Raw genomic sequence first — 26,309 nt, 5'->3', positions numbered from 1 at the left:
CCTGCTGGCGCCTACGCAAAGCAAGAGCACATATATGAATCGCACTCGCAACACCACCCAACTGAGCCTGGCCGCACTGGCCGTCGCCACCGCCTTCGCCCCTGCCGCCTCCGCGCAGGAACAGAAACTGACCGAAGTGGTCATCACCGCCAACCGCATCGTGGCCGACCGCGCTTCCGTCGCCGGCTTCGGCGAACAGGCATTGCTGCAAACCCCCGCCTCCGTCAGCGTACTGACGCGCGAGCAGCTGCAAGACCTGAACATCCGCAACACCACCGACGCCGTGAAATTCGACGCCAGCATCGGCGACGCCTACAACGCCGTCGGCTACGCCGAGCAATTCTCGATCCGCGGCTTCAAGCTGGATAACGCCAGCTCTTACCGCAAGGACGGCCACGCCATTTCCGGCGACACCCAGATCCCGCTGGAAAACAAGGAAAGCATTGAAGTGCTGCGCGGCCTGGCCGGCCTGCAGATGGGCGTCGCCGCGCCGGGCGGCATCATCAACTACGTGACCAAGCGCCCGACCGAATCGAACCTGCGCTCCGTGCTGCTGGAAGTGAGCGAGCGCGGCACCGTGCTCGGCACCGTGGACCTGGGCGGCCGCTTTGAAGACCGCCGCTTCGGCTACCGCATCAACGCCGCCGGCGAACGCCTGCGCTCCATCGTCAAAGGCGCCGACGGCCGCCGCAGCTTCTTCTCCGCCGCCTTCGACTGGCGTATCAGCCCGCAAGCGCTGCTGACCGTGGATGCCGACTACCAGAAGAAATCGCAGCTGACCGCGCCCGGCTTCCAGCTGACCGGCGGCACTCGCCTGCCAGTGGTCGACGCCGACCTGTTCCTGAACGACCAGCCGTGGGCCAAGCCGGTAATGACCGAAACCAGCAACATCGGCATCGCCTTCCAATACCAGCTCGCGCCGGAATGGAAAGCCACCCTCAGCGCCAACCAGCACCGCTTCAAGCGCGACGACTACACCGCCTTCCCCTACGGCTGCTCCAGCGAAGAACTGTGGCCGGGCTACTGCAGCAACGGCGACTACGACGTGTACGACTACCGCAGCCTGGGCGAAGAAAAAAAGCCGACGTCCGCCAAAGCCCACCTGCAAGGCAAGTTCGCCACCGGCAGCATCAAGCACGAACTGACCGCCGGCCTGTCCGTCTTCTCCAACCATGAACGCTGGGGCGACTACGTGTACGACAAGGCCGGCGTAAGCAACATCTTCAAACCGGTGGTCGTGCCGCTGTCGAGCGGCGTACTGGGCCCGGTCTCCGAACGCCGCGCCGACAACGAGCGCGCAGCCTATGTGCAGGACATCATCGGCCTGAACGAGCAATTGGCACTGCACACCGGCGCCCGATTCGTCTCCGTGCGCCGCACCCAGGCCAAGGCCGCCGCCACCAGCGACAACTTCTGGCTGCCGAACGTCGCGCTGGTGTACAGCCCGAGCAACAAGCTGTCCTACTACGCCTCCTACGCCCAAGGCCTGCAGCACGGCGGCGTCGCACCGATCGAAACCACCAACAAGCAAACCGCGCTGGCACCGGGCAAATCCAAGCAAGTGGAATTAGGCGCCAAGACCGAGGTCAATGGCGTGTCGCTGTCCGCAGCCGTGTACCAGATCGAACAAGGCCTGGAGTTCACCAACCCGGCCAACACCTTTGTCCGCCAAGGCGTGGACCGCCACCGCGGCCTGGAATTCAGCGCGCAAGGCAAGCTGTCGCGCGAACTGCTGCTGGGCGCATCGATGGCCGCCATCGACACCGAGCAAGATGGCACCGGCCTGGCGATTTTTGACGGCAAGCGCGTGACCAACGTGCCGAACTTCAAATCCACCGTCTGGGCGGATTATGTGGTGAGCGCCGTGCCAGGCCTGAAGCTGACTGCCAACTGGCAGCACGCCGGCCGTAAAGCCTTCGACCAGGAAAACAAGGTCATGGTCCCGTCGTACCACGTGGTGAACCTGGGCGGCTCATACGCCTACCGCGTAGGCGGCGCATCCGTGATCGTCCGCGCCCAGGTCAAGAACGCATTCGACAAATTCTACTGGCGCGACGTGACGCCGGATGTCGGCGGCTACCTGTTCCCAGGCGCCCCGCGCACGTTCCAGCTGTCCGCGCAGGTCGACTTCTAACCCGGCAAACCAGGGTCAGGCCCAAGGGTCTGACCCGCCCTACCGGGTTTCAAAAGAAGTACTGCACCCGCAACGTAAACGAATTCGCCGTCCGCCCCGAATTCCGCCCAAAGAGATAAGCCGCCTCATACTTGAAGCGCCCCGCCTCCCCAAACAAAGCCGGCCCCGCCCGGCGCGAATGCGCCCGCCGCTCGCCAAACCCCTGCGCCCCGAACGCCAGTCCCGGCAACCAACGCTGCCTCACCTGCCACTGATACGCCAGCTCCGTCTCATTGCGCAAGCCGTTATCAAACTCCCGCTGCAAGAACAGATTAAGATTCAACTGCGTCCGCCAGACATACGTCTGCAGCACCGGCCCCACCTCAAGAAAATAGCCCCGCTCCCGCCGCCGCGCGCGCTCCACCAAGGTATGCAGCGCCACATCCACATCGAACTGGCCCTGCGTCAGCAGAAAGTCGTTCTGCCACTCCAGCCCCGTATGGCGCGTCCGCCGCCCATCGACCTGGATCCACTGCGCCGTCAACTCCGTGTACCAGCGCGAATTCACCCCATAGCCGACGCCAATCTCCGGGCTAGCCACGTTGCGCGAGTTCTTATAGTGCGCATTCCAATACTTATAATCGATCGAAGCCTGGCCCTCCACGTCATAGACCGAGACCAGGTAATACCCCGTCTCCGCAAACGCCGCCAACGGCAGCCAGCCAGCCAGCGCGAGCAATCTTTTCATAAGCCTCAATCCCCCAATAAATGCCCCACCTGCAGCAAGCGCTCCTCCAGGCCACCGCTGATACGCGTATAAGGCACACCGCGTCGCGCCAGCTCATTGAGCAAGATGGAATCAATAATACCGCTGACATCCTCCTCCTCATGATGTAGCCCATCGGGCACCCACGCGAATTCAGGCTTGCAGACCAGGGTAATGTCGTAACGGCGCGACGCAGCAAGGCCCTCAAGCTGCGCATCGATGCCACCGAAATAATGGATGGAATAGACCGCCGTCATCAATGGCGTGGTATCGCAAAAAAGAAAACGCCCACCCAGCGCAGCCAGCGCTTCCTCGCGCGCCACCTGGGTCGAAGCGATATGGAACTGGTCCGACGCCACCGGCACATCCTGCCGCAGATCGCAAAACTCGCGCAAGTACTCCGGCACCCATGCCGCCCCATAACGCAGCGCCAGCGCCTGCGCCAGGGTAGTTTTTCCCGACGACGCCGCGCCGAGGATAGCGACGCGGAAAGGCAGCCTCATTTCCAGACAACCGCCGCATCCGGCGCCGCGCTGCTGTTGCGCCAGGCACGCAGGCCCGCGAAAGCCATGGCCACGAACATGCCATAGAGGACAGCCGTCAGCATCAGCCCCTTATGCACGTAGAGCGCAACGTAGAGCACATCCACGATAATCCAGACATGCCAATTCTCGATTTTTTTACGGGACAAAAGAGCCTGGCCCACCAGGCTACCCGCAGTCAGGAAAGCATCCGCATGCGGCACATCGGTGTCGGTGAAAGAGCGCAGGAACCAAGCCAGCACCCCAAAGCCCGCCAGCCAAGCCACGCCAGCCAACACCCGCCCGCGCACGGACAAGCTCGAAACGCCCAGCGCCGCGCCCTGATTCCCCCGCAGCCATTGATACCAGCCCCAGAACGAAACGGTGATGAACACCCCCTGCAAAGCCATATCGCCATACAGCTTAGCCCCGAAGAAGACCACGCCATAGGTTGCCGAAGACAAGATGGCAAACAGCCAAGCCCAATGATTCTGGCGGATATTCAGCCACACCGTCGCCACCGACAGCACAAACGACAGCAGCTCCAACAGAGTGACATTGAGCAAGCCAAACACGGAAATCGATTCGTTCATAGTTTAAATTCGGGGTCAGGTCTGACATTCGGACAGCCAGCCCACACCTTTGAGAAATATCAAGCTACCCGTGCGAAATGTGAGGTGCAAAATTGACCTCGGAACAACGTAAATCTGCAAAACCCGCACCGGAAAAACCGGTACGGGTTTTGAGAAAATTCAAAAGTGCGCCGTGGGTGTCCGATTGTCAGACCTGACCCCGAATTGTGACCCCGAATTGGTTTATTTTTTTGGGTACTTGATTTTCATTTCTTGCAGCAGGTTGTCGGCGTGGTCGACTTCTTTCATGACCCACAGCATGTAGCGGGCGTCGAGGTGGATGGCGCGGGTGATCTCGCGGTCGAAGTACCAGTCCTTGGTGATCGATTCGTAGGTGGAGTCGAAATTCAACCCGATCAGCTCGCCGCGCTTGTTGACGATGGCGGAGCCGGAGTTGCCGCCGGTGGTGTCCGCGGAGGACAGGAAGTTGACCGGCACCGTGCCCAGCACCGGGTCCTTGAACTGGCCGTAGCGCTTGGCTTTCACCGCTTCCAGCAGCGCTTTCGGGGCATCGAACGGGTCTTTGCCGGTGTGCTTTTCAACGATCCCTTCCACCGTCGTGAACGGGCCTTTGGTGACGCCGTCTTTCGGCGAGTAGGCGGAGACGGTGCCGTAGGTGACGCGCAGGGTGGAGTTGGCGTCCGGGTAGACCGGTTTGCCTTGCGATTTCTTCCAGCCGATTACGGCGCCCATGTATTGCGGGATGATCTTTTCCAGCGTGCCGTCCACTTCCTTGCGCTGGTCTTCCAGCGCCATCGCGACGTCGTGCATGCGCACGGCGAGCTTGATGAAGGGGTCGTCGGATTGCTGGAATTCGGCCGGAGCTTTGTCCATCCAGGCCAGGCGGGTGGCGGTGTCGGCCAGCTTGGTCTGCTGGTACATGGCCGGCACGTCGGCGACGGCTGGCAGCAGCGGGTCCAGGCTGCGCGCTTTGCCGGAAGCCTTGGCGTAGCGCTGCAGGCCGGAGACGTAGCGGGCCTGGTCGACCGCTGGCACCAGCGATTGCTCAAGGCGGCTCAGGCGGCCTTTGATGTTGGCGATGTCGCGCTCCTGGAAGCCGGATTCGCGCTCGGCGTCGGGCTTTTGCTTTTCCAGCGCCAGGCGGTACAGGGTGCGCGCGCTTTTCAGCAGGTCGCTGTTGGTGGCCATGCCGTAGAAGAAGTCTTCGGTGGTCTGGGCCATGTCGGCGCCGATGGCGGCGTCCAGCTGCGGCAGCAATTCGCGCGAGGCGTTGGCTTGCTTGCCGTACCAGGCGCGGAATTCGGCGTCCTGCGTGTCTTTGATGGCAGCCAGGTCTTTGCGGGCGAAGCCGTCCAGCAGGCCCTGGGTTTTCTTCATGCGGTTGTTGATCGACTTGACCACGCTGGCATAGCGCACCACGTGGTTGTCGTTGCCTTTGGTGGCGGCGGCGATGGCGTCCAGGTCGGCCTGATAGTCGGCCACCATGGCTGGGTAGTTGACGTCGCGCGCGAAGCGGATTTCAGCCGGCAGCTTGTAGCGGCTGGTGCGGCCGGGGTAGCCGGCCAGCAGGATCGGGTCGCCGTTCTTCAGGCCTTCGGCGGAGACCACCAGGAAGTCCTTGGATTTGTAGGGTACGTTGTCCGGCGATGGGTCGGCCGGGCGGCCGTCTTTGCCGACGTAGGCGCGCAGGAAGGCGTAGTCGCCGGTGTGGCGCGGCCATTCGTAGTTGTCGATGTCGCCGCCGTAGTTGCCGATCGATTCGGCCGGGGCGTAGACCAGGCGCACGTCCTTGATCATCATCTGGCGGATGCGGTAGTACTCGGCGCCGCGGTGGAAGGCGGGCACGGAGCAGCGGTAGATCTTGTCGCTTTCGCATTCGGCCACCAGGGCTTTGATGCGCTTCTTGGCTTCTTCATGGCGCGCTTTGCCGGACAGCTTTTCCAGGCCGTCGTTGACGCGGGCGGTGACGTTTTCCAGCTTGTCGGTGACGTAGACGCGGGTGGTCGGGCCGCCCGGCAGCTCGGCGGCGCGGGTCTTGGCCAGGAAGCCGTTGGCAATGTAGTTCTTTTCTGCGGTGGAGTTGCGCTGGATGGCGCCGTATGCGCAGTGGTGGTTGGTGACCACCAGGCCTTCAGGGGAGACGAAGGAGGCCGAGCAGCCGTCGAGCGAGACGATGGCGCTCATCGGGTGCTTGGACAGGTCGGCCAGGCGTTCGGCCGGGATGGTGATGCCGATGCGCTTGAGCTCCGCCTTCAATTGCGGCAGCTGGTGCGGTTGCCATTGGCCTTCGTCGGCCAGGGCAGGTACAAAGGCAGCTGCCATGGCAGCCGAAAGTGCGAGTTTTTTGAGCAAGGCAGTCCCCTGATGGTGTAAAAGCACCGGCAGTATACGCGCTGCCGGGCTGCAGGGCTATTGACCTTTTCACAACGGCAGGCGCAGCGTGATGCGGCAGCCGGCGCCCGGTTCGTAGTCGCTCAGGGTGAAACTGCCGTGCAGGGCGTCGGCGCGCTCCTGCATGCCGATCAGGCCGAAGGAGCCGGGGCGTTCGCGGCAGGCGGGGGCAATGCCGATGCCGTTGTCTTCCACTTCCAGCAGCACGCCGCTTTCGCCCGCCTCCAGCCGCACCGCGACCCGCGTGGCGCGTGCGTGGCGCAGCACGTTGACCAGGGCTTCCTGCACGATGCGGAACAGCACCAGGCTGGTTTCGCTGTTGATGGCGGCCAGTTCGGCCTCGCCGGGCAGCGCCAGTTCGTAGTGCAGTTTGCTGCGCTGGCGGAAGTCGTTGACCAGCCATTCCAGCGCCGCCGCCAGGCCCAGGTCCAGCACGGCGGGCCGCAGTTCATTCATGATGCCGCGCACGCTGCGCAAGGTGGCGTCGATATTGGCCAGCGCCGACGAGACGCGGCGCGCGAGGCGGTTCTGGCGTCCGCCCATGCGCTCGTTGAGCTGCACGATGTCGAGCTTCAGGGCCAGCAGGTTCTGCCCCAGTTCATCGTGGATTTCGCGCGCGATGCGCTTGCGTTCTTCTTCCTTGACCGAGGCCATGTGGGCCGACAGCTGGCGCAGCTGGCCGTTGGTGTGCAGCAGTTCGGCGGTACGCTGCAGCACGCGCGATTCCAGGTTGCGGTGCAGGTCCTGCAGCGCACTTTCGGCTTGCTTGCGGCGGCTGATATCGCTCAGCACCGCCACCACGCCGGCCACGCTGCCGTCGGCACCGGCCAGGCTGCGCAAGGACAGGGCCGCCTGGAATTCTGCGCCGTCCGGGCGGCGTCCGGCCAGTTCGCCCTGCCAGCCGCCCTCCTCCAGCCCCGCCAGCGCGGCTTCGACGCCGCAGATGGCGGCCAGCTCGCAGCCGATGGCTTGCGCTTCGCTCCGGCCGCTGATGGCACTGAAGGCGGGGTTGACGGCGATGATGACGCCGTCGGCGTCGGCCACGGCGACGCCCTCGCCCAGGGTGTCCAGCACGGCGAAGGCGCGCCGCAGGGCGCCGTCTTCCGCATGGTGCTGGGCACGCATGCGCAGGTCGCTCAGCACCATGCGGATGGCGCCGCCCGCCGGTTCCAGGTTGGCCTCGATGCGCACGCGGCCGCCACCCAGGCTTTCAAACAGCTGGGCTTCGATGGCGCTGCTGCTGCCGTCGGCGTGCAGGCGTGCCAGCAGCGCGCGCAGGGCCGGCTGGCTGGCTGGCGCCAGGAAGCGCTCCACCGGCTGGCCCGGCAACCGGTCAAGCGGCATGCCGAACAAGGCGGCGGCGGCGCGGTTGGCGCCGGCAATGCAGCCGTCGCGCGCCAGCGCCAGGTAGCACACCGGCGCCTGGTCGAACAGGCCGGCGTAACGCTGCAGGCCTTGCTCCGCCTCCCGCTTTTGACGTCCGAGTTCGGCCAGGGCGGCACTCTGGACTTCCAGTTCCAGCTGGCTGACTTGCAGCTCGTGCCAGTGGCGCAGGGCGTCGCTGCGGCTCATGGGGTATTGCCCCCGTCAGGCGTCAGGCGCGCTTCCAGCAGCTTCAGTTCGGTCACGTTGACAAAGGTGAGCACCAGGCCGTCGATCACGTTGTTCACGGTGCGGTAAGGCATGATGCGCACCATGAACCAGCGCCCGTCGCGGGTCGGGATCTGGCGTTCGCAGAACACCAGGCTGCGCAGCACTTCGCGCGCGTCGTCTTCCATGGCCGGATACACCAGGTCATTGGCGATGTCGCTCAGGGGGCGATTCAGGTCGGTGGCGATCAGCTTGTAAAGCTGGGTGGCCTGGTTGGTGTAGCGCCGGATATTCATCTGGCTATCGAGGAAAATGACGGCGATGTCGGTGCTGTTCAACAGGTTCTTCATGTCGCTGTTGACCAGCGACAGGTCGTCCACCTTGGACTGCAGCTCGGCATTGACGGTGTACAGCTCTTCGTTCAGCGACTGCATCTCTTCCTTCGAGGTGGTCAGCTCCTCGTTGGTCGATTGCAGTTCCTCGTTGGTCGATTGCAGCTCCTCGTTGGCTGCTTTCAGTTCCTCGCGCGAGGTTTGCATCTCTTCGCGCACGGACTGCAATTCCAGGCGCGCCACGGTCAGTTGCTGCTCCAGTTCCTGCGGCCGGGTGTCGCTGCGGCTGGCGCGCTTGCGCGCCGGCACCGGCGCGGCCTGGAACGTGACCAGCAGGCTGTGGCCGGCGTGCGTATCCTCGCGCACCACCTCGGCCGTCATGTCCACCAGCAGCGACTGCGCGCCGTCCTTGATCAGCAGCTCGCGCACCGCTTCCATGCCTTCGCTGCGGTTGGCCCGTTCAATCAGGTCGGCCAGCTCGTAGCGCAGGCCGTCGCGCGCCATGGCGTGGATGTTCCAGTTGGCGCGCCCGGCAGCCGGTTCCAGGAAGGTGCCGGTGCGGCCGTGGATGTAGAGGATGTCGCCGTCCGAATTGATCATGACCGCTGCCGGCGTGTGGCTCTTCAGCAGCAGATGTTCTATTTGAGTCTGGATATTGCCATTCATGGTCATGGTAGTCACTTCGGTGGAACTCGGTTGCGCGGCCTTGGCGATCTTGGTCGGGAAATAGTTGGCCACGCGTTGCGTGCTGGCGTCCAGGCGGCGGTAGATGCGGCCGCAGCCGGGCACCGGCGCAAATAATTCGTTATAGCTGCCCGGGGTATCGGCGCTGCCCAGCACCAGCAAGCCGTCCGGTTTCAACGCGTAATGGAACAACGGTATCAGCTGTTCCTGCAGCTTCGGGTTGAAGTAAATTAGCAGATTGCGGCAGCTAAGAATGTCGAGCTTGGTGAACGGGGGATCGGAAATGATGTTCTGCTGCGCAAAGATGATCATATTGCGCAGTTCCTTGCGGATGCGGTAGGAGACCCCGTCCGTCGTAAAGTAGCGCGCCAGGCGCTCGTGCGAGATCGCCTCTTCCACGCCGCGCCCGAACAGGCCCAGGCGCGCTTTGTCGATCGCGTCGCCGTGCAGGTCGGTGGCGAAGATCTGCAGCGAGTATCTGCCGCTTTCGGCGGCGGCTTGCACCGCCTCGTCAAACACCATGGCCAGGGTATACGCTTCCTCCCCGGTGGAACAGGCCGGCACCCAGGCCTTGAAGGCGGCGCCGTGCGGATTGGCGGCCAGCAGCGCCGGAATCGTGTCGTTGCGCAGGTGCTCCCAGACGCTCGGGTCGCGGAAGAAGCTGGTCACGCCGATCAGCATTTCGTGGAACAGCAGCTGCACCTCGCCCGCGTTGTCACGAAGGTAGGCGACATACTCTTCCATGGATACGTGCTGGTGCAGCTTCATGCGGCGCTCGATGCGGCGCAGCACGGTGCTCATCTTGTACTCGGTGAAGTTGTTGCCGGTATGGCGCTGCAGCAGCGTCATCAGCTCGCGCAAGGCCTGGCGCCGCGCGCGCGCCGCGCCGTGGGCGCCGACGTGCGGCGCCGAGCGCACCTGGCACAGCCACATGGGCATGGCGACCGGCGCGGCGACGAAATCCGCCACGCCGGCGCTGATGGCGCTGCGCGGCATGGAGTCGAACTTGGCCGAATGGGGTTCCTGCGCCAGCGTCACCCCGCCGGCTTCCTGGATCGCGCGCAGGCCGGCGGTACCGTCGGTGCCCATCCCGGAAAAGACGACGCCGGCGGCGGCCTGGCCTTTTTCAGCAGCCAGGTTGCGGAAGAAAGTGTCGATCGGGTAGCGGCCATGCACCTCGGCCATCTCCACCGGCATCAGCTTGCCGCTGCCGAAGGCCAGGTCGCAATTGGGCGGCGCCACGTACACGTGGTCCGGGCGCAGCTCGATCGACTCGGCGATTTCGCACACTTCCATGCTGGTAATGCGGCGCAGCAGCTCTGGCAGCAGCCCGCGGCGCGACGGGTCCTGGTGCTGCATGACGATGAATGCCATCCCGCTGCGGGATGGCATGGAGGCCAGGAATTCGGAAATGGCGTCCAGCCCTCCGGCCGAGGCGCCTATGCCGACAATCTGCACCGCCTGGCGCTGGCGTTGCGCCTCGCCCGGCTCTGATCCGGGGGAAACTAAAGGGTTGGTCATCCCGCAATCATGCCAGCGCGCCAGGGAATTAGCAAACCGACACTTACTTGCAAACCTCAGTCAGGCGCGGCGCACAGGCAGTGCGTCAGCGCCATGAACGGCTTGCGCTGCGCCGTCATGTCGTTCAGCCAGCCCAGGTCGCGTACCACGTCCTGCGCCACCCCGGCCGGCATGCCCGCCGGCAGCAGCGCGGTGCGCGCCTGTTCGCCGTAGGCCTTGGCCACCGCCTTGGCGGCGGAGGCGCCGAAGAACTCCAGCACCTTGTCAACGCGCGACACTTCACGTTCGATATAGACCACGCGCGGCTCGCCCGTCAACTTGGCGCGGCGCGCGGCGGCTTTCAGCGCGTCCTTGTAGCCGCCCAGGGTATCGACCAGGCCGCGTTCCTGCGCCTGGGCGCCGGTCCAGACCCGGCCCTGGCCCACGGCGTCGATCTTGTCCGGCGTGGTGTTGCGCGCCTTGGCCGCCTTGGCGGTGAATTCGCCGTACGTGTGGCCGATGGCGCCCTGGATCAATTGGCCGAAGCGCGGGTCCATCGGGCGCAGCGGGTTGCCGGCGTCGCCCAGCCAGGTGGTGGTCTGGCCGGCGGTGTGGATGCCCAGCTTGTCGATCACTTTTTCCACGGTCGGGAACAGGGCGAACACGCCGATCGAACCGGTGATGGTGGCCGGGTCGGCGATCACCTCGTCGGAGGCCATGGAAATCCAGTAGCCGCCGGATGCGGCCACATTGCCCATCGAAACCACCACCGGCTTGCCGGCGGCGCGCGTCAGCTCCAGTTCGCGCCGGATCAGTTCCGAGCCGAAGGCGCTGCCGCCGGGCGAATCCACGCGCAGCACCACGGCCTTGATCGAGCTGTCCTCGCGCGCCATGCGCACCAGGCGCGCGGTGGAGGCGCCGCCGATCTGGCCGGCCGGCGCGTCGCCGTCGCTGATCTCGCCCACCGCCATCACGACGCCGATCGCGTCGCCGGTCAGTTTCGGGAAGACGCGCGCCAGGTAGTCGTGATAGCTCACCTGGCGGAAGGATTTGGCCGCGCTGTCATGCACGCCCATCTTGGTCACCAGGACGCGCAGTTCGTCCTTGGTTTTCAGGCCGTCCACCAGTTTGGTGTCCAGCGCCACCTTGGCCAGGTTGCCCTTGGCGCCTTCCACCAAAGCCGGCAGGTTGTCGATCGCCTTCATCACGGCGCCTTCCGGCAGCTTGCGCGATTGCTCCACCTGGGCGGTGTAGCGCGCCCACAGGTCGTTGTTCAGGAAGGCGTCCGCTTCGGCCGCGGCCTGCGACGGGCCGTTGGCGATGAACGGCTCGGCAAAGCTCTTGTAGGTGCCCACCTTCATCAGGTTGACGGTCACGCCCACTTTATCCAGCGCGTCGCGGTAGTAGTTGCGGTATTTGCCAAAGCCTTCCAGGAACACCGCGCCCATCGGGTGCAGGTAGACCTCGTCCGCGTGCATGGCCACCTGGTACTGGCGCTGGTTGTAGCTGGAACCCCATGCCACCACCTTCTTGCCGCTGGCCTTGAAACGGTCCACGGCGGCGCCGATCTCGCGCAGCATGGCCTGGCCGCCGCCCTGCATATCGTCCAGGATCAGGACGGCGCCGGCGATCTGCGGGTCTTTGGCGGCGGCATCGAGCACGTTCAGCACATCGCGCAGCTGCACCGACTTGCGCACCTCGCCGCCGGCCAGGCCGGCCATCAGCGCGTCGCGGCTGCTGCCGTGCGATTGTTCCACCAGCGCGCCTTCCAGGTTCAGGACCAGCATGGTCTTGCTGCCCAGCGGCTTGGCGCCGCCGCCGAAAATGGCGACCAGCAGCAGCACCACGATCAGCAGGAACAGGAAGTTCAGCGCGGCGCGGCGGCTAGTATCGACAGCGTGCCAAAACCAGGCAAAACCGCCGCGGATATACGAGAAAACAGAGCGGGACATCTCTACTCCTAGTGCTAAAAAAGTAACTACTCCACACTATAAGCGACATTCGCCTTAGCCGGGTAGGAAATCAGGTAAAGCCCAGCCACCACCAGCAGGCCGTTCAGCACCAGCAGTTCGAGCCCCATCCGGTAGCTGCCGAACAGCAGGTGCTGGTTGTAGTCGACCAGGGCACACAGCAGCGGCCCGGCCAGCGCCACCCACGGCACCAGCCGGTCGTTGACGGCGCGCTGGCACAGCAGGCCGAAGGCGAACAGGCCGAGCAGCGGGCCGTAGGTGTAGCCGGCCAGCTTCAGGATCACGCCGATCATGCTGGCGCTATCGATCCATTTAAATACCATCACCAGCAGCAGGAACAGCGCACAGAAGGACAGGTGCACGCGGTGGCGGATGCGCAGTTGGGCGCCCTCGCCCAGGTCATCGCGCCGCTTCAGGCCCAGGATGTCGATGCAGAAGGAGGATGTCAGGGCCGTGATGGCGCCGTCCGCGCTCGGGAACAAGGCGCTGATCAGGGCGATGATGAACACCAGTTGCAACACCGCCGGCATATGGCCCATGACCACCGCCGGGAAGAGCTTGTCGCCGCCGGCCGTCACGCCCACCTGCGGCGCGTACAGGTGCAGCAGGCCGCCCAGCAGCAGGAACAGCGACAGCACCACAAACAGGATGGCCGTCAGCACCAGCATATTCTTCTGCGAGTCGGCCAGGGTGCGCACCGAGATATTCTTTTGCATCATCTCCTGGTCCATGCCGGTCATGGCAATGGTGATGAAGGCGCCCGCCACCACCTGCTTCCAGAAGTAGGCCGGGCTGTCCACGTCCATGGTGAACACGCGCGCCAGGCCGGCGGAGCGCATCTGCTCCACGCTCTCGATCAAGCCCAGTCCCATCTGGTCCAGCAGGAAGGCGACGCAGGCCACCAGGCCAAACAGCATGCCGGTGGTTTGCAGGGTGTCGGTCCAGACGATGGTCTTGACCCCGCCCTCATAGGTGTACAGCAGGATCATGGCCAGGATGATCAGGTTGGTGGCCCAGAACGGCACGCCCAGGCTGTCCAGGATGGTGGCCTGCAGGATGTTTACCACCAGGTACAGGCGCGCCGTGGCGCCCAGGGTGCGCGAGAGGATGAAGAAAGCCGCCCCGCTCTGGTAGGCGCGGCGCCCCAGGCGCACGTCCAGGTAATGGTAGATCGAGGTCAGTTTCAGGCGGTAGTACAGCGGCAGCAGCACGAAGGCCACGGCGACATAGCCCAGCGTGTAGCCGAGCATGATCTGCAGGTAGCCAAAGCCGTCGCGCCCCACCGCGCCCGGCACGCTGATGAAGGTGACGCCGCTCAGCGTGGTGCCCACCATGCCGAAGGCCACCAGCATCCAGTTCGAGCTTTTATTCCCGATGAAGAAACTGTCGTTGTCGGCATTGCGCGAGGTGGCCCAGGCCACGCCGAGCAGCAGGCCGAAATAGGCCAGCACCACGAGGAAAAGTGCAGCAGGTGACATTTTATTATCCAGCCATGAAACAAATTGGCCTGCAATATACCGTAGAATCGCCACATGTACGATCAAACCACCATTGACTTTGCCCGCGCCCAGGAGGCGCTGGTGCTGCCCCTGGAATACCGCGTCCACAGCCAGGCCGACGGCCGCAGCGAAAGCCGCGAAGAATGCATGCGCGATTACGCGCGCGTGCTGTATTCCTCCTCCTTCCGCCGCTTGCAGGGCAAGATGCAGCTGCTCGGGGTGGACGCCAACCGCTTCAACCGCAACCGCCTGACGCACAGCCTGGAAGTGGCGCAGATCGCCCGCTCCATCGCCGCCGAACTGGGCCTGGAGCGCAGCGTGGTATCGGAAACCTGCGCGCTGGCGCACGATATCGGCAACCCGCCCTTCGGCCACTACGGCGAAAAGATCCTGGACGAGCTGGCGGCCGATGCCGGCGGCTTCGAAGGCAATGCGCAGGCCTTCCGCACCCTGCGCACGCTGGAAAAGAAGCACCACGCCTATGCGGGCCTGAACCTGACCGTGCGCTCGCTGCTGGGCATCACCAAGTACTTCCAGCGCCGCGCCGACAATCCGAAGAAGTTCCTGTACGACGAGGATTATGCATTCCTGAGCGGCCAGCTGGCCGCCCACGGCGTTTCCCTGCGCAAGAGCATCGACGCCCAGATCATGGACCTGGCCGACGAAATCGCCTATGCCGCGCACGACGTGGAGGATGCGCTCAGCTTCGGCATCATCACCTGGGGCGAGATCGTGCACGAGTTCAAGATCAGCAAAGACTTCTCGGGCGCCTACGAACAGTTCTCCGCCATTGCCAACCATGCCCACGCCGTGGCGCTGGACTGCGATATGCAGGAAAGCTCGGAGGAATACTCGATCGTGCTGCGCAAGGAGCTGACCTCGCAGATCGTGCATGAGCTGTGCCGCGACATCGCCGTGGTGGAAGGCAAGCACGGCCCGGAGCTGGGCTACCGCAGCAAGGGCCTGCTGGCGCGCGGCCTGAAAAGCCTGCTGTGGCGCGCCATCCTGCGCAAAAAGGACGTGCAGCTCTACGAAAAGCGCGGCGAAAAAATCATCCGCGGCCTGTTCGAAGTACTGACCGACACCAGCTACAACAAGGGCGGCATCCTGCTGCCGCCGGCCATCCGCAGCCTGAAGGATTCGCGCGAGCGCCTGGTGGTCGACTACATTTCCGGCATGATGGACTCCTACGCCGCGCGCGAGTACGAAAAATACTTCGGCCCCGGCAGCCTGGACCGCATCTACCCCGTCACATGAACGACGCGCGCAACGAATACGAGCGCCGCATGAACCGGGTGCTCGACCACATCGACCGCAACCTGGACGCGCAGCTCGACCTGCCGGCCCTGGCCGACATCGCCAACTTCTCGCGCTACCACTTCCACCGCATCTTCGCCGGCTGGATGGGCGAGACCATCGGCGACTATGTGCGGCGGCGCCGGCTGGAAGTGGCGGCCGGCAAGCTGGCGGCCGGCGGCGCCGTGCTGGAGGTGGCGCTATCCACCAGCTTCGGCTCCGGCGAAGCCTTTGCGCGCGCGTTCAAAGCCCGCTTCGGCAGCACGCCCACCGAGTGGCGCGCCAATACGCCCGAGCGCATCGCCGCCTTCCTGGCCGGGCTGCGCGCGCAAAATAGCAATTTTGATCAGGTGAACCGCAAGCACGGTCAGGCGGGCAACGGCGACAACGGCGAACATGGCGACTCCAACCACCCATACGGAGAAAACACCATGGACGTGAAAATCATCGACCTGCCGCCTTCGCGCGTTGCCTACCGCCGCCATATCGGCCCCTACGGCCCGGCCATCGGCGAATTCTGGGGCCGCACCATGATGCCCTGGATCCTCGGCAACGGCCTGGCCAATGCCACCTGCTACGGCATCGGCCACGACGACCCGAGCCTGACCCCGGCCGACAAATGCCGTTACGACGCCTGCGTTGAAATCCCGGACGGGTTCGAACCGGGCGGACAATTCAGCGTCGCCAACCTGCCCGGCGGGCGCTACGCCGTCACCCGCTACAGCGGCGCGCCGCGCGATATCGGGCCGGTGTGGAACCGGCTGATGAAGGAATGGCTGCCATCCAGCGGCCTGCAATGCGACGAGCGTCCCTGCTTCGAGCGCTACGAGAACCTGGTGACGCAAAGCGACGGCAGCTTCACCTGCGATATCTGCATCCCTGTCAAAGCACTGTAATCAAGATGAGCCCTGAGTACCTGGCAATGCTGGTGGCACGCGATATGCCATATGGGAAATACAAAGGCCGCAAGCTGGCCGACTTGCCAGGTCATTACCTGGGCTGGATGGCGCGCGAAGGCTTTCCGAAAGGGGAGCTGGGCGCGCTGCTGGCCCTGATGTACGAGATCGACCACAACAACCTGCGCAGCCTGCTCGACCCATTGCGCAAACGCTAGCCCGGCGCGCGCCGGATCGCCAGCTCCGCATAGCCCGTCAGCGGATCGTGTTCGCGCGCGAAGGCATGCGCGGGCAGGACCGCCAGCAGCAACTCCGCCGTGGTGCGCACGATGCAACCGCGGCCCACATGGCCGCCGAAGGTGCGGCCGCGCGCATCGGACAGCATCATATGCAGGTGGGCGCCATCCGGCGCCACCGAGCCGGCCACGGTCAGGATCTCCAGCTCGCCCAACAACTCGGTCGGCTGCGCCAGGCCCGCATAGCGGATCTGCGCCACCGACAAGCTGCCTATCCCCTGCAAGAGGAAGCCCGCCGTCGCGCCGGCATCGCGCAAGGCCTGCTCCACCGCCTCGCGCACGTCATCGCCCGGCTTCAGGCGCAATGGCAGCGCCTCCATCATCCCTGCAGACGCGGCGCCAGGAGGGAGGTGAACTCGCCCTTCTCGATCAGGCGCTCCAGGTCTTGCGCGCCGCCGATCAGGACACCGTCGATGAAAATCATCGGCAGGGTCGGCCAACCGCTCCACATCTTCAGCGCCGTGCGGCGGCGCCACTGGCTGAAATAGCTGCCGTACTCCAGGTAGGCGTACGGCGTGCCCTGCGCGTCGAGCATGCGGCGCGCCTTTTTCGGGAACGGGTTCTGGCGCATGCCGACCACCACCACCCGGTTCGAGGCAATCGCCGACTGCACCTCCGCCAGGATATCGGCATGGTTTTTCGCCACCCGTTCACGGATGGCCGGGTGCAGGTGGGCGTCGTCGAGGATGGTGCGGGTCATTTCTTCTCCTTAAGCAGTAAGTCAAGCGTGGCCTGGTCGGGCACAGCGCCAAAATATTTGTCGAGGCAGGACAGGAACAGCGCCTCCTGCGGCGCCGCTTGCGCAAACAGCGTCATCGACGAATGGAACTTCATATTGTCCGGCGACCCGAAGATACCATGGACCGTGGCCCCCTGGACAGCCAGCACCAGCGCACTGCACTCGCGCAACCGCGTGCCGAGCAGCGCATGCGCCAGGTAGGCGCGCGCCTCGCCCAGCCCGCTGATGGCATAGCGCTGCGCCATGGCGCTAAAGCCCAGGCCAGCCAATTGCGGGAAGACAAACCACATCCAGTGCGTACGCTTGCGTCCAGCCGACAGTTCGAAAACCACCTGTTGGTAGATGGCTTCCTGCGCCGCGACAAAGCGCTCCAATTGATACATGGCGCCCCAAAAAAGTTACTTTTCAATGAGCCATTGTCCTACAAAGTCTAGTCGCGTGTTCTGATTAATACGGCCTGCCCTGCCGCCTACCATGACGACTCCTTCGAACCTAATGGGAGATGATCATGGCATCGAGCAATCAAGACAAAGGCGGTTCCAAACAGTCGGGCGGCCAAGGCGGCAACAAGCAGAGCGGCGACACCAGCAACCGAGGATTCGCCTCGATGGACCCGGAACGCCAGCGCGAAATCGCCAGCGAAGGCGGCAAAGCCGCCCACGCCTCCGGCAATGCGCACGAGTTCACTTCGGAAGAAGCGCGCAAAGCCGGCAGCATGAGCCACAAGAACGACGGCAACCGCCAGTCGGGCTCCGAATCCGGCAGCAGCCGCCAAAGCGGCAGCGGGGGTAGCGGTAGCAGTAGCAGTGGCGGCAGTGGTGGCAGCGGCGGCGGCACCCGCGGCGGCACCCCAGAGCAGCACGCCGAAGCAGGTCGTCAAAGCCACAAAAACGACGACAAGCGCTAACCCCGCCTAACGCAAAATGTCCACCTTGGGGTCAGGAAGAAAAGTGGACATTCCTACGAGAATGTCCACTTTTCTTCCTGACCCCAAGGTGGACATTTACAGGCTGAGGGTGGCTTGGCGGCCGGAGACGGCGAGCCGTTTGCCTTCGCGTAGCATGCGCTCAAAATCGGCGGCGGCGATGGGTTGGCTGAACAGGTAGCCTTGCAGCTGGTCGCAGCCCAACTCGCGCAGGAAACCCATCTGCTCGATCGTTTCCACCCCTTCGGCCACAATCTCTTGCCGCAGTTGCTTGGCCATCGTCACGATGGCGCGCGCAATGGCGCAGTCGTTTTCTTCAAACGGCAGGCCAACGACAAAGGCGCGGTCGATCTTCAACGTGCTGATGGGGAATTTCTTCAGGTAGGCCAGGCTGGAATAGCCGGTGCCGAAATCATCCAGCGCCAGCGATAAGCCCATCGCCACCAGCTCATTCATAATCGCGATCACGTTCTCGGCGCCGCGCACCAGCAGGCTTTCGGTGATTTCCAGCATCAGCTGCTCCGGGTGCACGTGGTGGCGCGCCATCACGTCGGCGACCCGCTCGGGCAGGTGGCTGTCGAACTGCCGTGCGGATAAGTTGACGGCGATCGGCGGCATCATCAGGTTGGCGTCGCGCCAAGCGGCGATCTGGCGGCAGGCCTCTTCCAGCACCCAGTTGCCCAATTCGTAGATCAAGCCGGTTTCCTCGGCCACCGGGATGAACACGCCCGGCGATACCAGCCCGCGCACCGGATGGCGCCAGCGCAGCAGCGCTTCGGCGCCGACAATCCGTCCGCTGCGCAGGCTGACCTTGGGCTGGTAGTACAGCAGCAGCTCCTTGTTCGCCAGCGCCAGCCGCAGTTCGCTCTCGATGCGCAGGTGCTCCTTGGCGCGCTGGTTCATTTCCTCGCTGTAGAACAGCAGCGCCGGCACCTGGCCCGGGACTACGCGCGACATGGCGGCATCCGCGCCGCGCACCAGCTCCGCCGCGTCCTGCGCATCCTCGGGATAAACGGCGACGCCGACGTGCGCGCTCAGTTGCAGGCGATGCGCGCCGATCTGCAGCGGCGCTTCCAGCGCGGCCATCAGCTTTTGCGCGACGATGGCGGCGTGCTCGCGCTTTTCAATCTGCGGCAGCGCGGCCGCAAACTTGCCGCCGTCCAGGCGCGCCAGGATATCCTCGTCGCGCAGCACCAGGCGGAAAATGCGCCCCACTTCCAGCAGCACGGCGTTGCCCACCTCGTGCCCCAGCGTGTCGGCAATCGCGCCCAGGCGATTGATTTCGATCACCAGCAGCGCGCCATGCTCCTGCTTGCGGCGCGCTTCGGTCATGGCCTGCCCCAGCAACTGCGACAGCAGTCCCAGGTTCGGCAGGCCGGTCAAGGTGTCGTAGTTGGCCAGGCGCTGCATGCGCGCCTCGGCATCCTTATGCACGCTGATGTCGGAGAACAGCGAGAAGGTGTGGCGGATGGCGCCGTCCTCGTCGCGCACCGCGCTCACCGTGACGGCCTGCGGAAACAGCTCGCCGTTCTTGCGCCGGCCAATGATTTCGCCGCGCCAGGGTCCAGCGCCTTTCATGGCCGCGCTCACGCGGGCGGGGAAGTCCGCGCCCGGCACGCCGGAGCGCAGCATGTCCGGCGTCTTGCCCAGCGCTTCCGCCGCCGTGTAGCCGGTGATGCGGGTGAAGGCGCTGTTGATGGAGACGATGCGTTCGTGCGCATCGGTGATCAGGACGCCCTGGTCGCTGTCTTCGATGATGCGGGCATGCAGCTTGGTTTTCTCGCGCGCGCTCAGGCCTTCCACCATGGGCGCGATCAGCACCCGCATGCCGCTCGGCTGGCCCGCGCTGTCGCGCAGCAAGGTGATGTTCAGCCGCACGCGAATCACCTCGCCGGACTTCTTGCGGCGCCGCACGTCGATCACGGCATGATCGGCGTCGACCAGTTCGGCGATATCGCCGTCCTCGTCATCCCCGGCATACAGGAACAGCACGTGCTGGCCCAGCGCTTCGCTGGCGCGGTAGCCAAACAGGCGCTCGGCGCCCTCATTCCAGGCGGTCAGGTAGCCGGCGGCGTCAAGCATCAGCTCCGCCCCGGCGGGCGCGATGACGGGAGCCGGCTGCAGCGCCTGCAGCGCCGCCTCCAGCTCCGCCAGCGTGGCGGCCTGCGCCTCGCCCTGCCCTTGCTGGCTGCGCGCCCGCTGGCTCAAGGCAAGGCAGTGCGCGATCCGCTCGTTATCCATGGTGGCCTGCATCGCCCGTCACGTCCAGCATCCACAGGTTGGCCTCCGCGACCAGACGGTTGAAGTCGAGGACCGGCAACTGCAGCGCCTCCAGCCCCCTGGCCACGGCCACCATATCGCTATGCTCGGCCGCCTCCAGCACCGCCAGCAATTCGCCCAGCGCGCCGGACTTGGACAGCAAGGCTTGCTGCGCCGCGTCGCCCAGGTTGAGGGGCGCCAGCAGCTCGCCCAGGGGCACGCCGAACAACACGCCCAGCAGCGAAAACATGCCAACCATGAAAGCCTGCTCCTGCACCTGCTTGCCCTGCCCGGTTTCGCGCGCCAGCAACTCCATCGTGCGGGCCCGCACGGAGACGCGCGCCAGCAGCATCGGCGAGCGCGCATCGTCGCTGCGGGCAGCAAACAGCATCAGGTTCAGCCAGCGCCGCAGTTGCTGCCGGCCCAGGATCAGGATCGCCTGGCTGAAACTGGTGACCTTGCGCCCCGTGCCCATGCCCAGCGAATTCACCAGCTTGAGCAAATGGTAGGACAAGGTGGGGTCGCGCCGCAGGAGTTCTTCGATTGCGTGCGTGTCGGCGTCGTTGCTGACCAGTTGCACCAGTTGCAAGGCCATGGCGCGCGAGGCGGCCTGCGCGCCGCTGGCACGGGGCGGCGCTTGCAGCGGCCAGTCGCCCTCGATCCAGTCGACGTTCGGCTCCAGCGCCAGGTCGAACTCCCGGTCGTTGCGCTGCAGGGCGGCGCCAGGCAGCGCCTGGAAGCCCGCCGCGCCCAGCTGCGCTGCCAGCGCTGCCGGCAGCGCTTCGCGGTAAAAGCAAGGCAGCTTGGCGGCCAGCCCGGCCAGGTCCGGCGGCAACGCCGACGCGCCATCGCCGCAAAACAGCAAGCCACCCGGCCGGCCCTGGCGGTCGGCGAGCAGCTTCAGGAACAAGGGAGTTGCATGACTTGTCATACCTTAAAAACCGGCTAGGGTGAACGCCTATGTTACCCCTAAACAGTTGGCTCACGTCAACACGAAACGCCACCTCATTTGCTCATTCCTTGATCACGCGCAACACTCGGCAGGTGCAGGCATAGACGATCGAACAAGCCCGGCTGCGCCATGCGCTCCTGCCACCAGCGCAGCGCCGCGCCGGACTCGCCGCTGCGCCAGGCCAGGTAGAAGGTTTCCTCCGGCTTGGGCTCCTCCACCTCCTTCTCCACCAGCAGGCCGGCGGCAATCGCCTGCCGCGCGCAACGCTCGGGCAGGAAGCCAAAACCCATGCCCGCCAACTGGTAGTCGAACTTGGCTTGCATGGTTGGCACAGCCAGCGCATCCTGGCCCAGCACCAGGCCCACGGTGCGCGGCGCCAGCAAGCGCGACGAATCGGCCACCACAATGGCGCGGTGCCGCTGCAGATCATTGCGTCCCAACGGCCCCGCCACCTGCGCCAGGGGATGGCCGGGCGCCACCGCGAACACCCATTTCAACTGCCCGATGGCCTGCGACACGTAGCCGCCGCCGGCCGGGCCGTCGCCCGGCGCGCCCACCACCAGGTCCACGCGCCGATCCAGCAGCGCCTCCCAACTGCCGCCCAGGGCTTCCTGCACCAGGCGCAGGCGGGTTTGCTGCGTCACTTCGTAGAAGGCGCGCACGTCGTCGGCCAGCACCTGGGCGCTGAACATGGAATCCATGCCGACCGCCAGTTCGGTCTCCCAGCCGGACGCCACACGCCGCACGCGCTGCTCCAGGTCGCCCGCCGCCTTGAGCAGGTAGCGGCCCTCTTTCAGCAGCTCGCGCCCGGCCGCCGTCAGCTCCACGCGCGGGCCGATGCGTTCGAATACCTGCACGCCGAGCTCCTCCTCCAGCTTGCCGACGGTGTAGGAGATGGTGGAGGGCACGCGGAACAATTCGCGCGCCGCGGCGGCAAAGGAGCCGCCACGGTCGATGGCGTCCACGATTTGCAGGGCTTCCAGGCTGAGTCTGAGCATTCGAAATTTTCGATCATAAGAAGGCAAATTATTCGCTTTTTTACACGAAGAACCAGCCATATACTGTGAAACATCTGATCGTAATTATCGCACAAGGAGATAAATATGTTGCAAGTTCGTAAATCTGAAGACCGTGGCGTTGCTAACTTTGGCTGGCTGGACTCGCGTCACAGCTTCTCGTTCGGCCACTACCACGACCCAAAACATGTCGGCTTCGGCCCGCTGCTGGTGATTAACGAAGACAAGGTGTCGCCCGGCCAGGGCTTCGGCACCCACGGCCACCGGGATATGGAGATCATTTCCTATGTCCTGAGCGGCGCGCTGGAACATAAGGACAGCATGGGCAACGGTTCGGTGCTGCACTATGGCGATGTGCAGCGCATGACGGCGGGCACCGGCGTGCGGCATAGTGAGTACAACCATTCGGACCGGGAAGGCGTGCATTTCCTGCAGATCTGGATCCAGCCGTCGCAGGGCGGGATTGCGCCGGGGTATGAGGAGAAGCACTTTACGCCCGAAAGCAAAACCGGCGTGCTGCGCCTGGTGGCGTCGCCGGATGGGCGCGAGGGTTCCGTGCTGGTGCACCAGGATGCCTATATCTATGCCTCGATCTTGAATGAGGGTGGGTTGGAGCATACGCTCGCTGCCGGGCGCCAGGCGTATGTCCATATCATTCGCGGCTCGCTGACGGTGAACGGGGTCGCCTTGAAAGGTGGCGATGCTGCCAAAATTACCGGGGAGGAGAAGGTGCTCTTGTCCGGGGCGGATAATGTGGAGGTTCTGCTGTTCGATTTGCCTTAACCCCGGCAAACCAGGGTCAGACCCAAGGGTCTGACCCTGTCTGCGCTGCCACCTGCCTGGCGACCGTTGGGGTCAGACCCCTTGGGTCTGACCCCGCCTTGCCGGGGTTTCGGTTATGATTGCAGGGTTACACAACACAAAGATCGAAAGAGCAACATGCAGCCCGTAGCAGAACAACCGGTAAAAGAAGTCTTGGACTACGTCACGTCGTGCGCCCTGCCGACCCCGTGGGCCCAGTTCACGCTGCATGCCTTCGTCGAACACGCCACCGGCAAAGAACACCTGGCCATGGTGCTGGGCGACATCGGCGACGGCCAGCCCGTGCTGGCGCGCGTCCACTCCGAATGCCTGACCGGCGACGTGCTGTTCTCGCAGCGCTGCGACTGCGGCGCCCAGCTGGAAGGCGCGCTGAAACGCATCGCCCAGGAAGGCCGCGGCGTGCTGCTCTACCTGCGCCAGGAAGGCCGCGGCATTGGCCTGATCAACAAGATGCGCGCCTACCGCCTGCAGGAGCAAGGCGCCGACACCGTGCAAGCCAACGAACAACTGGGCTTCAAGCCCGACCAGCGCAACTACGCCCTGGTCGAACCGATGCTCAAGCAGTTCGGCGTGAAGAGCCTGAAGCTGATGACCAACAACCCGCGCAAGATCGCGGCCATGGGTTCGCTCGGCGTGGAAGTCGCCGAACGCGTGCCCCTGCTGGTCAACCGCAACGCCTTCAACCAGCACTACCTGAACACCAAGGCGCTCAAGCTGGGCCACATGATGACCCCGGCCACCCCGCCCGCCGCCGAAGACGGCGAACTGTAATCCCCGCCCCGCTCCCCCGCACCAGGTTCGAAGGATTAGATGAAATTCACTAAACTGGCTTTACTACTGACTTTGACCTGGGGCTGCGCGGCAGCCAATGCGCAACAAACGCCCGCCCCCGCCGCCGCAACGGAGCCGGTGGCCCTGCCCACTCCCTCCAGCACCGCGCAAAAACTATACTCCGCCGCCAAGGCCGACCTGCTGCAAGTACGCTCGCTGCTGAAAAGCGGCCGGGTCCAGTCCTCGGTCGGCTCCGGCTTCCTGGTTGGCACCTCCAACCTGGTGATGACCAACTACCACGTCGTCTCCCAGTTCGCGCTCGACCCGGACACCTACACCGGCGAATGGGTCGATACCGAGGGCCAGCGCGGCAGCATTGAACTGCTGGCGGTGGACGTGCTGCACGACCTGGCCGTGGTGCGCGTGAACCGCTACGGCACCGGCTACTTCAAGCTGGGCGACAAGCCGCTCCGCCTGACCCAGGGCCAGTACCTCTACTCGCTCGGCAACCCGCTCGACCTGGGCTTCGCCATTTCTGAAGGCGCCTATAACGGCGTGATCGCGCGCAGCTTCTACGAACAACTGATGTTCACCGGCCCGATCAACGCCGGCATGAGCGGCGGCCCGAGCGTGACGGTGGACGGCGAAGTGGCCGGCGTCAACGTCGCCAAACGCCTGGACGGCGAACTGGTGTCCTTCCTGGTGCCGGCCAAGCACGCCCAGGAGCTGCTCAAGAAAGTCAAGCCGGAGGCCAAGCCGCCGAAAGACTTCACCGCCATCGTGGCGCAGCAGTTGCTGGCGCACCAGACGGCCATGGTCGACCAGCTGCTGGCCAAGCCGCTGACCATCAAAGGCATGGGCCCGTACTCTGTGCCGGTGCGCGAATCGGAGCAAATGCGCTGCTGGGGGCGTTCCACCGACCGCGACTCCTTCTCGGTGGAGCTGACCAACTGCGCCATGGAATCGTCGCTCTTCGTTTCCAGCACGCTGCAGACCGGCCAGGTGCAGATCCAGCACCAGTACATGAAAAGCACCGGCCTGGATCAGGTGCGCTTTGCCGTGCTGTCCAGCGCCTCCTTCCGCAACGAGAATTTCGGCAGCCATAAGGACAAGCGCCTGACCGGCCCGATTTGCACCGAACAATTCGTCAAGAACAGCAGCCTGCCGATGCGCGCCGTGATGTGCGTCAGCGCCTACCGCAAGTTCGACGGCCTGTACGACTTCGCCCTGCTCACCTCCAGCACCGACGACGGCAAAATGAACCTGCAAAGCCGCCTCGATGCACGCGGCGTCTCCTACGAAAACGGCATGCGTGCCTCGCGCGCCTTCATCGAAGCACTGGGGCGCGGGGGCAAGAAATGAACGGGCCGTTCTTCATCGAATCCCTGGCGCGCAATGGCGATGTGCTGCACCGCCACCGCGTAAACACGCTGCCGATCACCATCGGCCGCGGCTACAACAACGATTTCATCCTGGACGACGCCCACACCGCCGCCACCCACGCCGTGGTGGAACTGGCGGAGGACGGCGGCCTGGTGATGCGCGACCTGGGCAGCCAGAACGGCATTGTCGTGCATGGCAGGCGCCAAGGCTCGGTGCCGATCAACGGCACCACCGTGGTGCGCCTCGGCCACACCCGCCTGCGCGTGCGCGACGCCGCCTTCCCGGTCGAAGCGGAAGTCACCGACACCACCATGCACGCCTGGGAAGGCGGCATACCGGCGCTGGCCGGCCTGGCCCTGATCGCCCTCTTCGTCGGCGTCACCGAAGCGCTGTCCAGCACCGGCGCCTTCCAGGCCACCCGCTTCCTGCTGATGATTGCCTCCGGCGTCGGCTTCGGCCTGGTATGGAGCGGCGTCTGGGCGCTGGCCAACCGCCTGTTCGGCGGCCACGCGCGCCTGGGACGCCACCTGTTCATCCTCGGCACCGGTCTGGTGGCCATGGGGGCGTGGAAGGCTGTGAGCGGCGTGCTGGCTTACGCCTGGTCGGCGGAGATCTTCACGCGCTATGGCAACCACGTGATCATGCTGATCCTGGTAACCATGATCTACAACCACCTGCGCACGATCAAGCCGCACAAGCCGCGCGCCTTTATTTCCTCATGCGCCATCTTCCTGGCGCTGGGCTCGGGCCTGATCCTGATGCGCAACTACGAGAACGCCGGCCGCCTGCGCGACGAACTGTATATGTCCCTGATCCTGCCGCCGTCGGTGCGCCAGAGCCAGGACCACAGCGTGGATGAGTTCATGGGCGAAGCCGGCAAGATGAAGGCCGCCGCCGATGAGGCACGCAAGGCCTCGAAATTCAATAAGGACGATGAGGGCGAAGATTAAGGTAGATTAATTTTCAATCTATAAAGTTTCTTGCTTTAAAGAAAT

23 protein-coding genes are annotated in these 26,309 nt (G+C 64.6%); 9 read left to right on the top strand and 14 right to left on the bottom strand.

The features are described 5' to 3' along the window. The first annotated feature begins 34 nt into the window (after positions 1 to 34). On the top strand, positions 35 to 2,134 hold the full coding sequence (locus GTP41_RS12870; RefSeq protein ID WP_161025976.1) for a TonB-dependent siderophore receptor: 2,100 nt from the start codon (positions 35 to 37) through the stop codon (positions 2,132 to 2,134). Positions 2,135 to 2,183: 49 nt separating this feature from the next. Here GTP41_RS12870 and GTP41_RS12865 read toward each other — a convergent pair whose 3' ends face one another. From GTP41_RS12865 to GTP41_RS12830, 8 genes are all read right to left on the bottom strand, one after another. Beyond that, positions 2,184 to 2,861, bottom strand: a complete 678-nt coding sequence (locus tag GTP41_RS12865) for a hypothetical protein (protein WP_161025975.1) — start codon at positions 2,859 to 2,861, stop codon at positions 2,184 to 2,186. A gap of 5 nt (positions 2,862 to 2,866) precedes the next feature. Beyond that, entirely contained in the window at positions 2,867 to 3,382 is a 516-nt protein-coding gene (locus tag GTP41_RS12860; protein ID WP_161025974.1) for an AAA family ATPase, read from the bottom strand. Continuing rightward, positions 3,379 to 3,993 carry a nicotinamide riboside transporter PnuC gene (gene pnuC / locus GTP41_RS12855; protein WP_161025973.1) on the bottom strand — a complete coding sequence of 205 codons (615 nt, stop codon included), beginning with the start codon at positions 3,991 to 3,993 and terminating at the stop codon, positions 3,379 to 3,381. Before pnuC ends, GTP41_RS12860 begins: the two co-directional genes overlap by 4 nt. A 222-nt stretch (positions 3,994 to 4,215) precedes the next feature. Beyond that, positions 4,216 to 6,345: a S46 family peptidase gene (locus tag GTP41_RS12850; protein WP_371867353.1), complete on the bottom strand. Its 2,130-nt coding sequence runs from the start codon at positions 6,343 to 6,345 to the stop codon at positions 4,216 to 4,218. Between the two features lie 69 nt (positions 6,346 to 6,414). Beyond that, positions 6,415 to 7,956 carry a PAS domain-containing sensor histidine kinase gene (locus tag GTP41_RS12845; RefSeq protein ID WP_161025972.1) on the bottom strand — a complete coding sequence of 514 codons (1,542 nt, stop codon included), beginning with the start codon at positions 7,954 to 7,956 and terminating at the stop codon, positions 6,415 to 6,417. Beyond that, a complete protein-coding gene (locus GTP41_RS12840; RefSeq protein WP_161025971.1) occupies positions 7,953 to 10,511 on the bottom strand; it encodes a chemotaxis protein CheB in 2,559 nt (852 codons plus the stop codon). The genes GTP41_RS12845 and GTP41_RS12840 overlap by 4 nt, the downstream gene beginning before the upstream one ends. 56 nt (positions 10,512 to 10,567) lie before the next feature. Then, entirely contained in the window at positions 10,568 to 12,442 is a 1,875-nt protein-coding gene (gene sppA / locus GTP41_RS12835) for a signal peptide peptidase SppA (protein WP_161025970.1), read from the bottom strand. A 26-nt stretch (positions 12,443 to 12,468) separates the two neighbouring features. Beyond that, the gene (locus GTP41_RS12830) at positions 12,469 to 13,938 is read right to left on the bottom strand and encodes a sodium:solute symporter (protein WP_161025969.1); all 1,470 of its coding nucleotides are present in this window, start codon (positions 13,936 to 13,938) and stop codon (positions 12,469 to 12,471) included. 54 nt (positions 13,939 to 13,992) lie between these two features. Between GTP41_RS12830 and dgt the strand changes: the two genes are divergently transcribed. From dgt to GTP41_RS12815, 3 genes are read left to right on the top strand one after another with little or no spacing between them, the layout of a single operon-like run. Further along, positions 13,993 to 15,216 carry a dGTP triphosphohydrolase gene (gene dgt, locus GTP41_RS12825; protein WP_161025968.1) on the top strand — a complete coding sequence of 408 codons (1,224 nt, stop codon included), beginning with the start codon at positions 13,993 to 13,995 and terminating at the stop codon, positions 15,214 to 15,216. Further along, complete coding sequence (locus GTP41_RS12820) at positions 15,213 to 16,151, top strand: AraC family transcriptional regulator (protein ID WP_161025967.1); 939 nt, start codon at positions 15,213 to 15,215, stop codon at positions 16,149 to 16,151. The genes dgt and GTP41_RS12820 overlap by 4 nt, the downstream gene beginning before the upstream one ends. Before the next feature lie 5 nt (positions 16,152 to 16,156). Next, positions 16,157 to 16,369 (top strand): DUF3820 family protein, encoded by a 213-nt coding sequence (locus GTP41_RS12815; protein ID WP_161025966.1) that lies wholly within the window; start codon positions 16,157 to 16,159, stop codon positions 16,367 to 16,369. On the opposite strand, the gene GTP41_RS12810 is transcribed toward GTP41_RS12815, so the two are convergent. The 3 genes from GTP41_RS12810 to GTP41_RS12800 are packed head-to-tail and all read right to left on the bottom strand — an operon-like array spanning position 16,366 to position 17,569. Then, on the bottom strand, positions 16,366 to 16,767 hold the full coding sequence (locus tag GTP41_RS12810) for a PPC domain-containing DNA-binding protein (RefSeq protein WP_161026122.1): 402 nt from the start codon (positions 16,765 to 16,767) through the stop codon (positions 16,366 to 16,368). The two genes, GTP41_RS12815 and GTP41_RS12810, sit on opposite strands and share 4 nt — an antisense overlap. Further along, positions 16,767 to 17,147: a glutaredoxin domain-containing protein gene (locus GTP41_RS12805; RefSeq protein WP_161025965.1), complete on the bottom strand. Its 381-nt coding sequence runs from the start codon at positions 17,145 to 17,147 to the stop codon at positions 16,767 to 16,769. The genes GTP41_RS12810 and GTP41_RS12805 overlap by 1 nt, the downstream gene beginning before the upstream one ends. Beyond that, a complete protein-coding gene (locus GTP41_RS12800) occupies positions 17,144 to 17,569 on the bottom strand; it encodes a DUF1810 domain-containing protein (RefSeq protein WP_161025964.1) in 426 nt (141 codons plus the stop codon). The genes GTP41_RS12805 and GTP41_RS12800 overlap by 4 nt, the downstream gene beginning before the upstream one ends. 125 nt (positions 17,570 to 17,694) lie before the next feature. On the opposite strand from GTP41_RS12800, the gene GTP41_RS12795 reads away from it, so the two are divergent. Further along, positions 17,695 to 18,093, top strand: coding sequence for a KGG domain-containing protein (locus GTP41_RS12795; protein WP_161025963.1), 399 nt, complete (start codon positions 17,695 to 17,697; stop codon positions 18,091 to 18,093). A gap of 96 nt (positions 18,094 to 18,189) precedes the next feature. Here the strand turns inward: GTP41_RS12795 and GTP41_RS12790 are convergent, their stop codons facing one another. From GTP41_RS12790 to GTP41_RS12780, 3 genes are all read right to left on the bottom strand, one after another. Next, the gene (locus GTP41_RS12790) at positions 18,190 to 20,352 is read right to left on the bottom strand and encodes a putative bifunctional diguanylate cyclase/phosphodiesterase (RefSeq protein WP_161025962.1); all 2,163 of its coding nucleotides are present in this window, start codon (positions 20,350 to 20,352) and stop codon (positions 18,190 to 18,192) included. Beyond that, positions 20,345 to 21,280, bottom strand: coding sequence for an EAL and HDOD domain-containing protein (locus tag GTP41_RS12785; RefSeq protein ID WP_161025961.1), 936 nt, complete (start codon positions 21,278 to 21,280; stop codon positions 20,345 to 20,347). The genes GTP41_RS12790 and GTP41_RS12785 overlap by 8 nt, the downstream gene beginning before the upstream one ends. Positions 21,281 to 21,375: 95 nt before the next feature. After that, positions 21,376 to 22,320, bottom strand: coding sequence for a LysR family transcriptional regulator (locus GTP41_RS12780; protein ID WP_161025960.1), 945 nt, complete (start codon positions 22,318 to 22,320; stop codon positions 21,376 to 21,378). Between the two features lie 105 nt (positions 22,321 to 22,425). Between GTP41_RS12780 and GTP41_RS12775 the strand changes: the two genes are divergently transcribed. From GTP41_RS12775 to GTP41_RS12760, 4 genes are all read left to right on the top strand, one after another. Next, entirely contained in the window at positions 22,426 to 23,121 is a 696-nt protein-coding gene (locus tag GTP41_RS12775; RefSeq protein WP_161025959.1) for a pirin family protein, read from the top strand. A 156-nt stretch (positions 23,122 to 23,277) separates the two neighbouring features. Next, a complete protein-coding gene (ribA, locus tag GTP41_RS12770; protein ID WP_161025958.1) occupies positions 23,278 to 23,931 on the top strand; it encodes a GTP cyclohydrolase II in 654 nt (217 codons plus the stop codon). A 39-nt stretch (positions 23,932 to 23,970) separates the two neighbouring features. Further along, the gene (locus GTP41_RS12765) at positions 23,971 to 25,293 is read left to right on the top strand and encodes a S1 family peptidase (protein ID WP_161025957.1); all 1,323 of its coding nucleotides are present in this window, start codon (positions 23,971 to 23,973) and stop codon (positions 25,291 to 25,293) included. Further along, a complete protein-coding gene (locus GTP41_RS12760; protein ID WP_161025956.1) occupies positions 25,290 to 26,264 on the top strand; it encodes an FHA domain-containing protein in 975 nt (324 codons plus the stop codon). The genes GTP41_RS12765 and GTP41_RS12760 overlap by 4 nt, the downstream gene beginning before the upstream one ends. The last annotated feature ends 45 nt before the right edge of the window (positions 26,265 to 26,309 follow it).

The sequence above is a fragment of the Pseudoduganella guangdongensis genome, assembly GCF_009857475.1.
In the GTDB taxonomy this organism is placed as follows: domain Bacteria; phylum Pseudomonadota; class Gammaproteobacteria; order Burkholderiales; family Burkholderiaceae_D; genus Rugamonas; species Rugamonas guangdongensis.
This window is presented reverse-complemented; position numbering and strand designations above follow the sequence as displayed.